At 47.9% G+C, this 6865-nt stretch carries 5 protein-coding genes, 1 tRNA gene and 1 pseudogene; 3 read left to right on the top strand and 4 right to left on the bottom strand.

All coding sequences use genetic code 11. The features are described from left to right. Nucleotides 1–351 precede the first annotated feature (351 nt). Nucleotides 352–1555 (bottom strand): annotated as a pseudogene (locus A918_RS0112725) (DEAD/DEAH box helicase); the annotation flags it as partial. Nucleotides 1556–1926: 371 nt separating this feature from the next. Continuing rightward, nucleotides 1927–2700, bottom strand: coding sequence for an NAD kinase (locus A918_RS0112720; RefSeq protein ID WP_022711433.1), 774 nt, complete (start codon nucleotides 2698–2700; stop codon nucleotides 1927–1929). A 141-nt stretch (nucleotides 2701–2841) separates the two neighbouring features. Here A918_RS0112720 and A918_RS0112715 point away from each other — a divergent pair. Then, nucleotides 2842–2917, top strand: a tRNA-Thr gene (locus A918_RS0112715). An 860-nt stretch (nucleotides 2918–3777) separates the two neighbouring features. Next, nucleotides 3778–3999, top strand: a complete 222-nt coding sequence (locus tag A918_RS21835) for a hypothetical protein (protein ID WP_156831438.1) — start codon at nucleotides 3778–3780, stop codon at nucleotides 3997–3999. A 432-nt stretch (nucleotides 4000–4431) separates the two neighbouring features. On the opposite strand, the gene A918_RS0112695 is transcribed toward A918_RS21835, so the two are convergent. Continuing rightward, nucleotides 4432–5352: a DMT family transporter gene (locus tag A918_RS0112695; RefSeq protein WP_022711429.1), complete on the bottom strand. Its 921-nt coding sequence runs from the start codon at nucleotides 5350–5352 to the stop codon at nucleotides 4432–4434. Between the two features lie 118 nt (nucleotides 5353–5470). On the opposite strand from A918_RS0112695, the gene gcvA reads away from it, so the two are divergent. After that, complete coding sequence (gene gcvA, locus A918_RS0112690; protein WP_028233763.1) at nucleotides 5471–6373, top strand: transcriptional regulator GcvA; 903 nt, start codon at nucleotides 5471–5473, stop codon at nucleotides 6371–6373. Nucleotides 6374–6628: 255 nt separating this feature from the next. Here gcvA and A918_RS20375 read toward each other — a convergent pair. Further along, the coding region (locus A918_RS20375; protein WP_033316102.1) for a porin at nucleotides 6629–6865 on the bottom strand (237 nt) is incomplete at its 5' end.

Genomic DNA, 6865 nt, shown 5'->3' with positions numbered 1-6865 from the left:
TGGGGGGGGTTTTTCTTTTTTAAATGTTGATTGGTATCAGCATGAAGGCCGGAATATCATCGCCGAAGCCCAGCGGTGACGGCTCATCATCAAAATCACGACGATGGCGTTTATTCTGCTGGCCATTCTGGTTGTGGTTCTGGCGGCGATCTTCATGGCCGTTTTTGTGCGGAGCAGGGCGAACCGGTTCCGCTGTAATGGCAGTGCCGATGGAGACATTATCCGGCAGAACAGGCTGCGGCGCATTGAGCGCGGAAATGTCTGCCACAGCCTGAGGTGCTTCAGCAGTTTTTTCTTCTGCAATGCGTGGCTGTGTCTGTTTTTCCTTGTGATCTTTATCACGGGATTTCTTGCCGTTCTTACCACGGTTGTTGCGGCCGCGGCGACCGGTCTCTTCGGTCTCTTCCTGTGCAGGCAGAGTGGAGAGATCACCGTCCAGCCATTCAATCTTTTCGCCGATCATTTTCTCGATGGCATCAAGATATTTGGTATCTGCACCGGTGATGATCGAGAAGGCCTTGCCCGAGCGGCCTGCACGACCGGTACGGCCGATGCGGTGGACATAATCTTCCGCATGGATCGGAATGTCATAGTTGAACACATGGCTGACATCCGGAATATCCAGACCACGGGCAGCCACATCGGAAGCCACCAAAAGCTGAAGATTGCCGTCTTTAAAATTGCTCAGCATGGTCATGCGCGCGCGCTGATCCATATCGCCATGGAGCGCGCCGGCATTAAAGCCGTGCTTTACCAGCGAGCGGAACAGTTCTGACACATCCATTTTGCGATTGCAGAAAATGATCGCGTTTTTCAGCTCATCGCCTTCGGCCTGAATAAGATCACGCAGCACTGCGCGTTTATCCCATGGCTTCTTAGCCGATTTAACCAGACGCTGCGTCACAGTCTTCGCGGTTGTCGATGCTTTGGCAACCTCAACGCGCGCTGGTGAATGTAGGAACTGTTCAGTCAGCTTGGTGATTTCCGCAGGCATGGTTGCCGAGAAGAACAAGGTCTGACGGGTGAAAGGGATCAGCTTGCAGATACGCTCGATATCCGGAATGAACCCCATATCCAGCATACGGTCTGCTTCGTCGATAACCAGAATTTCAACACCGGTCAGCAGCAGTTTACCGCGCTCAAAATGATCGAGCAGGCGACCTGGTGTTGCGATCAGCACATCAGCGCCGCGTTCCAGCTTGCGCTCCTGTTCATCAAAGGAGACGCCGCCGATCAGCAGAGCAACGTTAATACGGTGATTAACGCCGTATTTTACAAAATTCTCTTCAACCTGCGCTGCGAGTTCGCGGGTTGGTTCCAGAATGAGTGTGCGCGGCATACGTGCGCGTGCACGGCCTTTTTCAAGCAGATGCAGCATCGGCAATACAAAGGATGCTGTTTTGCCGGTACCGGTCTGGGCAATACCGAGAACGTCTTTACGTTCCAAGGCCTGAGGAATGGCGCCAGCCTGAATAGGAGTAGGGGTGGTGTAACCGGCGGCTTCTACCGCTGCCAGTATTTTCGGTGACAGACCGAGTTCTGCAAATGTCGTCAATGGAGGCGTAGCTCTCTTTTTGGAAGAAGCGCACTGGACCCGACCGGTAATGTCCGCATGACAACAGGACAGGAAAAGCGCTTATGTTTGCGCATTGCGTTAAAATTAATAAAGCCGTTACGGGGAACAGGCCAAAAAGTCAACAAAAATGCCGTTTTTGCTTCGATTTAGGTTGATATAATTGATATTCTGGCAGCCCACAACTGTATGATCTGCCAATAGAAGCATCACATTGTTATAAAGCGATGCTGTTTATCTCTGTTTTATCAGTGTTTTGCAGATCCGTGTATGACTAACTATGTGGTTTTGACCGGATTTTTCTTGGCTTTCTGACTAGTACGAGTTTTGTGCGCCCAATAGGCGCATGGCGCTTAATAACGGAACTGCTCATTGAGGATACGCTCATCCCATGTGTGCTCTTCATCAAAAAGCAGGGTGACGCGGTTTTGCGTATCTTCGCGCACGGTTACAGAAGTGACGGACTTTACTTCTGTATGATCCGCCACGGCATTGACCGGTCGTTTGTCGACTTCAAGAATATCCATACGCACAGTCACTGATTTCGGCAGCAACGCACCGCGCCAACGACGCGGACGGAAGGGGCTGACGGGTGTCAGAGCCAGCAGCGGGGAGTCTAGCGGCAGGATTGGCCCCTGAGCGGAAAGATTATAGGCGGTGGAGCCGGCAGGGGTGGCCACCATCAGTCCGTCGCAGATCAGTTCTTCCAGCCGTACCTTGTCATCAATGCTGATGCGGATTTTCGCCGCCTGATAAGATTGGCGCAAAACGGACACTTCATTAATGGCCAGTGCTTTGACGGTGCCGCTCTCACGCGATTCAGTAATCATTTCAAGAGGGCGGATGGTTTCTGCATGAGCGGCTGCAACACGCTTGGGCAAATCTTCCTCGTGATATTCATTCATAAGGAAGCCGACCGAGCCGCGATTCATACCGTAAATCGGGCGCTCGTGATTCATATGATCGTGCAAAGCCTGCAACATGACCCCGTCACCGCCCAGCACAATGAGGGCATCTGCTTCATCTGCAGGTGATTCACCATAGCGATTGCGTAATGATTCCGCGGCCGAGACCGATTCCGGAGTGCCTGAAGTGATATAAAAGAATTTTTTATACGGGTATTTCATCAGTTTCTGCCGAAAAGCTGCATGATTGGATGAGGATTTGTAGCCTAAATGTGGATAAGAGGCAAAACATTGTTATTTTTTCTGCGTCTAAGCGATTTTCCGTTTTACAAACAAAAAGAATATGCTATCTAGCCGTCAGTTGCCCTTATAGCTCAGTTGGTAGAGCACCTGATTTGTAATCAGGGGGTCGGGAGTTCGAGTCTCTCTGGGGGCACCACTTACAATCTTCTCATTGTAATTGTTGTGCTTTTTCAACTAATCTCAGAATTGAGATTTGATACTGAGAAGCGTTTTATAATCTCTCTCCGCACATATTATTGTTTAATGCAAAGGCTATTCCTGTCAGCTTCTTTGGCAGCATATTTGATGCTGTTCAGTCGTTGATTGTTGAAGGTTGATTCTCCGCTGTCAGGATTCGGCTTCCTGTTCACTATTGTCAGAGCGCTGGGGAGATTAAAATTATAGCTTTGCGGGGCAGCTTAATGGCTGCTTTTTTTATGGACGAGCCAGAGATGTAATATCTGCAAGCCAATCATTATGATGCCCAGAAAAATAAGGGATTGAGTTGTTGACTGCTCATGCTCTGAAATACTGGTGAGAATTAACGCAGAGCTGATCACCACAAAAATGGCAGGAAATGAAGCCAGTGCTATAACTCTCGGAGCTGACCAGTTAACCTGTCCGGAAAGACTCCATTGCATCGGAAGTCTGTGCAGGTGATGAAGTTTATTATTTGCTGCTCTGGCAATTAAACTCATTACCAACAGAACGATAAACCCAGCAGCATACATTATCGACCTCGGATGTTGGGAGATTTTACTTATTCGTTTTTATCATCGCTGCAATGTGTGAAGTTCTAGTGCAGATAGTGTCTGCTACCAATTAACATGTCGGCTGAGAGGCTGAATTGCGTCTGACAGTTATAATTATCCGTTTACTGCTTAAGCCACCAGTTCAGGACGTGTGTCAGTGTTCTAGCCGTCGCTTATTGCGGGGCTTTAATTGTGGCCTCAGAACTGGGATTTATTTCGTGCCAAACTACAATATTATTAATTTTGTATATTGGAGGGTGGATATATGAAAAAATCTATTATTGTCGTATTTTTTATAGCTTCAATGGCTACCGGATCAAGTCTCGGGGTCGCAAATGCTGGCCCGTGGTGTGATGCTGCCCGAGAACAACAAATTAAGCCGCCATCGGGAAATCCTGCAGTTGGAAACCCGTACAAGAGTGGGGAAGCCGGTGCAAATTGGGGTAGTTTTTTTGCTCAAGTGATTTTTTGCGCTTTTGATTTGTAGAATTAAAGAGACGTGCTGTTTAGTATATGAGCTTGCGAAACTTTACCCCGCTTCGGCGGGGTTTTTTATAATGTCGCTGGCATTTGTTGTGGCTGATTTGTCCGGTGTTGAGCGGACTCCTGAATTATTGCATCATCGCATATTATGGCTACGTTGCTGGCTCAGTCGGGTTTGAGCACGGCTCTTGTCCTTTGAGGTTTTTGGACATGCAGGCGTAACGGTCAAAGCTTTTACCTGAGTCCATTGCAGCTTTGCCCGCGCCGCAGGCCGTTAATGCGAGGGCGGCAATGAGCAGAGGAATAGCTCTTTTCATTTCAAAACAAGCTCTTATCAAAATTTTCATTCCTGTGCGGCGTGTTGCAATGTTCAGATAAGGAAATACATGGTGCGATTTTGGCAATTATACGTCGGCTGATTGATCGATACCTATATTTACCGTGCCTTTTTATTACGCATAGTGAGTGCGAGACCTGCCAATATAAGTGAGACACCGAGCAAAAATTGTAAGCCAATATTGTCACCGAACAGGATGGCTGAAGCAATGATCCCAAATACTGGCTGAAGATATTGAATGCTGGCTGCAACCGGTGCCGGTACATTCTTTAAAATACTGATCCATAAGAATAATCCGGCTACACTCACGATTAATCCAAGATATGCAGCGGCACCGAGTGAAACGGCCGTGAGTGTGAAGGGAGCCTGATAAGTTTCCCAGGCCGCAAGCGGGATCATTGCCAGCAGCCCGAAGAATGTGCTCCATGTTACGACTACAACGGTTCCATATTTAAGCGTCAGTTCAACACTCCAGACATAATAGAATGCAACCGCAATAGCCGAAATCTGTATCCAGACAGGCCCTGAAAACGTGGTGGTTATGTCAGGAGATGTGTTCTCAAATGCAACAACGACAATGCCAATAAACGCTGTCGTAACACCGCATATCTGAATAATCGTGATCGGCTGCTTTAACCGGTATGTTGCAAAGATCACAATAAACAAGGGAATGGTTGCGGAGAGTATGGTTCCGACTGATGCCGATGTACCATTTACACCTATTGTTTGCGCGACCTGTCCCAAACCAATGCCGATGATGCCAAGCATAGCAACGGTGGGAACTGCTTTCCACGGTAAAGGCTTTTTCCCGATTAGCAGCAATAGCATAAACGGTACGGCGACTGCATAACGCAATGCGGTGAGTGTCAATGGTGGTGTTGAGTTTAAACCCAGCTTGGTTGCTGGTATCGAGAGCCCCCACATCAGCGCCAGAAGCAACATTGCACCAAAGCTGATAAGCGTGACCGGCTTGTGAGAAATTGCCATATATGCAGTTTTGTTGCTTAAGGTTTGACTCATTGAGAAATCCTCAAAATAGTGCGAGCTTTTCTTAAGATTTACCGCTCTCTGCCTCTTGCAGACAAACCATTTATAATCACACTATGCGTGAGATTTTGTCATGTATGGGGTGTAAAATATGGCAGGCCATCTTCCTCCGTTACAAACGCTTCGTGCTTTTGAGGCTGCGGGCAGGCGATTGAGTATGACGCTGGCTGCAGAAGAGCTGTGTGTCACGCATGGAGCCGTCAGCAGGCAGATCAAAGCTTTGGAAGATAATCTTGGTTGCAGGCTGTTTAAGCGTTTGACGCGGAAAATTGAGTTTACGGATGACGGGGCAAATTACTTTGCCGCAGTTACTCACTTGCTGTCGGAACTGGCGCGGGAGACTGAAAATATCCGGACTAGAAATACTGACGCAAAACTGGTCATCAATTGCAGTATTTCATTTGCGAGCAAATGGTTAGCGCAGCGTTTGCACCGCTTGATGAGCTGTTACCCTGATTACGATATCCATCTAGAGGTGAATGAAAATGCTGTCGATTTTAATGTTTCCTCCGCGCATGTCGTTTTACGTTACGGGAATGGCATATATCCCAATGCGGATAGTGAGCGCATCATGGACGAGACTGTAAGTCCGGTTTGTTCACCTGCTTATCGTGAGAAAACGGGAGGTATAGCCACTGCCTCAGATTTGCTTTCCTGTAAATTGATACATGAAAACGGAATGAAAACAGACTGGCATCGTTGGTTTGAGCTCTTCGGGGTAAAAGGCAATAATATACGCGGTGCCGGTTACAGTCATGGAAGTATGTCCATAGAGGCGGCAATCAGAGGTGAGGGCGTGGCACTGGGGCGCAGCGTACTTGTCGCCGAGGATTTGGCTTCAGGCCGGCTGGTGGAGCTGTTTCCTGCATTCCGTTTGAATGTTGAACATGGCTATGATCTTATTTACGCAAAAGGTAGCCGTGATCATCCGAAGATCTGTGCATTCAGAGATTGGATGAATGAGGAAATCCGCCGGTTTAATATGCCTGAATAGCACTCTTATCCTCGGATAAGTGCTTGGCGTGCCAATCCGTTTCAATGAGAAGGATAATGCCGAAGGGTGGTTTGTAAAAAGAGGCTGGAATATCTTATTGTGTTTAGAAAATAAAAACACGGCGAGATGTTTGATTTCCCGCCGTGTCCCGTGAGCGTAGCTGAATGGATAGTATTTTGATGACTGGAGGTCATAACCAAGTCTAGACTACGCTCTTAGGGAGATACGTTATATTCATCCCCCTAATAAATTTTATTAGAATGAACGCTGGAAGCGGATCATACCACCGAATGCGCCTTCGCCACGAACGGCTGGAGCGTATTTGTCGGTGTCTTTCCATTTGGTGTAGGAAACTTCAGGAGTAATTGTGAAGCCTGGAACCAGCTGGTAAGCTACGTTTGCAGTGTAAGCCTGTTTGCCGAAATCTTCGTAAGCAGCCTGCAGGTTGAAAGTAGCTTTGTCGGTTGCCTTGTACTTCAGACCACCCCAGAC

It is taken from the genome of Pseudochrobactrum sp. AO18b (genome assembly GCF_000409565.1).
In the GTDB taxonomy this organism is placed as follows: Bacteria; Pseudomonadota; Alphaproteobacteria; order Rhizobiales; family Rhizobiaceae; genus Pseudochrobactrum; species Pseudochrobactrum saccharolyticum.
This window is presented reverse-complemented; position numbering and strand designations above follow the sequence as displayed.

Excerpts from the sequence above, each read along its gene's own strand:
- A918_RS0112695 (WP_022711429.1), bottom strand. The coding sequence starts at position 5,352 with ATGAGTCAAACCTTAAGCAACAAAACTGCATATATGGCAATTTCTCAC.
- A918_RS21835 (WP_156831438.1), top strand. The coding sequence starts at position 3,778 with ATGAAAAAATCTATTATTGTCGTATTTTTTATAGCTTCAATGGCTACC.
- gcvA (WP_028233763.1), top strand. The coding sequence starts at position 5,471 with ATGGCAGGCCATCTTCCTCCGTTACAAACGCTTCGTGCTTTTGAGGCT.
- A918_RS0112720 (WP_022711433.1), bottom strand. The coding sequence starts at position 2,700 with ATGAAATACCCGTATAAAAAATTCTTTTATATCACTTCAGGCACTCCG.